The 3,399-nt window shown below is 57.8% G+C and carries 2 rRNA genes; both read right to left on the reverse strand.

Features of this window, described 5'->3' with window-relative positions:
* Nucleotides 1–8 precede the first annotated feature (8 nt).
* A 5S ribosomal RNA gene (gene rrf, locus CLV68_RS33230) occupies nucleotides 9–125 on the reverse strand.
* A 121-nt stretch (nucleotides 126–246) separates the two neighbouring features.
* Nucleotides 247–3,354: ribosomal RNA gene (locus tag CLV68_RS33235) — 23S ribosomal RNA — on the reverse strand.
* Nucleotides 3,355–3,399: the final 45 nt, after the last annotated feature.

Consider the following 3,399-nt stretch of genomic DNA (forward strand, 5'->3'; position numbering starts at 1 on the left):
GAATGATTGTCCGGCGGCGTCCTACTCTCCCACACCCTCACGAGTGCAGTACCATCGGCGCAGGTGGGCTTAGCTTCCGGGTTCGGAATGGGACCGGGCGTTTCCCCACCGCTATGACCGCCGAAACACTATGAAACAATCACAACCAACAACCCCACCCAATGACCGACCACCTATCGTGGCCTATCTACCCCGGGTGGGGGTGGTTGGTGTCTCAGACACCGTACAGTGGATGCGTAGCACCTTCGTTATAAGCCCTCGGCCTATTAGTACCGGTCGACTCCACCCCTCACAGGGCTTCCATCTCCAGCCTATCAACCCAGTCGTCTACTGGGAGCCTTAACCACTCAAAGGTGGAGGGAGACCTCATCTTGGAACGAGCTTCCCGCTTAGATGCCTTCAGCGGTTATCCCTTCCGAACGTAGCCAACCAGCCATGCCCCTGGCGGGACAACTGGCACACCAGAGGTTCGTCCGTCCCGGTCCTCTCGTACTAGGGACAGCCTTCCTCAAGTCTCCAACGCGCGCGGCGGATAGGGACCGAACTGTCTCACGACGTTCTAAACCCAGCTCGCGTACCGCTTTAATGGGCGAACAGCCCAACCCTTGGGACCTACTCCAGCCCCAGGATGCGACGAGCCGACATCGAGGTGCCAAACCATGCCGTCGATATGGACTCTTGGGCAAGATCAGCCTGTTATCCCCGGGGTACCTTTTATCCGTTGAGCGACCACGCTTCCACAAGCCATGGCCGGATCACTAGTCCCGACTTTCGTCCCTGCTCGACCTGTCAGTCTCACAGTCAAGCCCCCTTGTGCACTTGCACTCAACACCTGATTGCCAACCAGGCTGAGGGAACCTTTGGGCGCCTCCGTTACCCTTTGGGAGGCAACCGCCCCAGTTAAACTACCCACCAGGCACTGTCCCTGAACCGGATCACGGTCCGAAGTTAGACACTCAGTACGATCAGAGTGGTATTTCAACAATGACTCCACACCCACTGGCGTGAGCGCTTCACAGTCTCCCACCTATCCTACACAAACCGAACCAAGCACCAATACCAAGCTATAGTAAAGGTCCCGGGGTCTTTCCGTCCTGCCGCGCGTAACGAGCATCTTTACTCGTAGTGCAATTTCGCCGGGCCTGTGGTCGAGACAGTCGAGAAGTCGTTACGCCATTCGTGCAGGTCGGAACTTACCCGACAAGGAATTTCGCTACCTTAGGATGGTTATAGTTACCACCGCCGTTTACTGGCGCTTAAATTCTGAGCTTCGCCCCGAAGAGCTAACCCGTCCTCTTAACGTTCCAGCACCGGGCAGGCGTCAGTCCGTATACATCGTCTTGCGACTTCGCACGGACCTGTGTTTTTAGTAAACAGTCGCTTCTCGCTGGTCTCTGCGGCCGCCTCACCCTAGCCCGCGAAGGGCTTCAAGTGCTACGGCCCCCCTTCTCCCGAAGTTACGGGGGCATTTTGCCGAGTTCCTTGACCACAGTTCACCCGAACGCCTCGGTATTCTCTACCTGACCACCTGTGTCGGTTTGGGGTACGGGCCGCACGGACACTCGCTAGAGGCTTTTCTCGGCAGCATGGGATCACTCTACTTCGCCTCAATCGGCTATGCATCACGCCTCACCCTCATGAGCGACGGATTTGCCTATCGCTCGGGCCACACGCTTACACCAGACACCAACAGCTGGCGGAGCTACCCTCCTGCGTCACCCCATCGCTTGGCTACTACCGGATCAGATCCCGCGCTCCACCCCTCCCCTCCGAAGAGAGTTGGGGCTTTGGGCGGTTAGTATCACCGACCTCACCAGGGACGCGTCCACACGGGTACGGGAATATCAACCCGTTGTCCATCGACTACGCCTGTCGGCCTCGCCTTAGGTCCCGACTTACCCTGGGCGGAACAGCCTGGCCCAGGAACCCTTGGTCATTCGGCGGACGAGATTCTCACTCGCCTATCGCTACTCATGCCTGCATTCTCACTCGCACAGCCTCCACGACTGGATCACTCCGCCGCTTCCCCGGCTGCACGACGCTCCCCTACCCACCCACACCACTGGCCAACCGAGTCAAGCCCGGAAGGCGGCGTATTGTGTGAGTGACACAGCTTCGGCGGTGCGCTTAAGCCCCGCTACATTGTCGGCGCAGGACCACTTGACCAGTGAGCTATTACGCACTCTTTCAAGGGTGGCTGCTTCTAAGCCAACCTCCTGGTTGTCTGGGCGACCCCACATCCTTTCCCACTTAGCGCACACTTAGGGGCCTTAGCTGGTGTTCTGGGCTGTTTCCCTCTCGACTACGAACCTTATCGCCCGCAGTCTCACTGCCGCACTCTCACCTATCGGTATTCGGAGTTTGGTTGATTTCGGTAAGCTTGTAGGCCCCCTAGACCATCCAGTGCTCTACCCCCGACAGGAAACATGCGACGCTGCACCTAAATGCATTTCGGGGAGAACCAGCTATCACGGAGTTTGATTGGCCTTTCACCCCTACCCACAGCTCATCCCCCAGGTTTTCAACCCTGGTGGGTTCGGGCCTCCACGACGTCTTACCGTCGCTTCACCCTGGCCATGGGTAGATCACTCCGCTTCGGGTCTAGACCACGCGACTCACACGCCCTATTCGGACTCGCTTTCGCTACGGCTACCCCACACGGGTTAACCTCGCCACGCAGCACTAACTCGCAGGCTCATTCTTCAAAAGGCACGCCATCACCCCTCAAGGCTCTGACGGCTTGTAGGCACACGGTTTCAGGTACTCTTTCACTCCCCTCCCGGGGTACTTTTCATCTTTCCCTCACGGTACTAGTCCGCTATCGGTCATCAGGAAGTATTCAGGCTTAGCGGGTGGTCCCGCCAGATTCACAGCGAATTTCACGAGTACGCTGCTACTTGGGAACACTCTCCAGAGACCACAGTTTTTCGCTTACGGGGCTCTCACCCTCTACGGCCGCCCATCCCAAGGCGTTCAACTAAACACATGGTTTTCTCACTCTGCGCCAGTCCGGCAGAACTGACCGAAAGGTCCCACGACCCCGCCACCGCAACCCCTGCCGGGTATCACACGACGACGGTTTAGCCTCTTCCGCTTTCGCTCGCCACTACTCACGGAATCACGGTTGTTTTCTCTTCCTACGGGTACTGAGATGTTTCACTTCCCCGCGTTCCCCCCCAACACCCTATATATTCAGGTGCGGGTGACACCACATGACTGGTGCCGGGTTTCCCCATTCGGACACCCTCGGATCACAGCTAGGTTGGCAGCTCCCCGAGGCTTATCGCAGCCTCCCACGTCCTTCATCGGCCCCTGATGCCTAGACATCCACCGTATGCCCTTACACACTTACAACAAAGATGCTCGCATCCACTGTACAGTTCTCAAACACCAACCAGA

Origin of the sequence: Actinokineospora cianjurensis, from assembly GCF_003663795.1 — a bacterium.
In the GTDB taxonomy this organism is placed as follows: Bacteria; Actinomycetota; Actinomycetes; order Mycobacteriales; family Pseudonocardiaceae; genus Actinokineospora; species Actinokineospora terrae.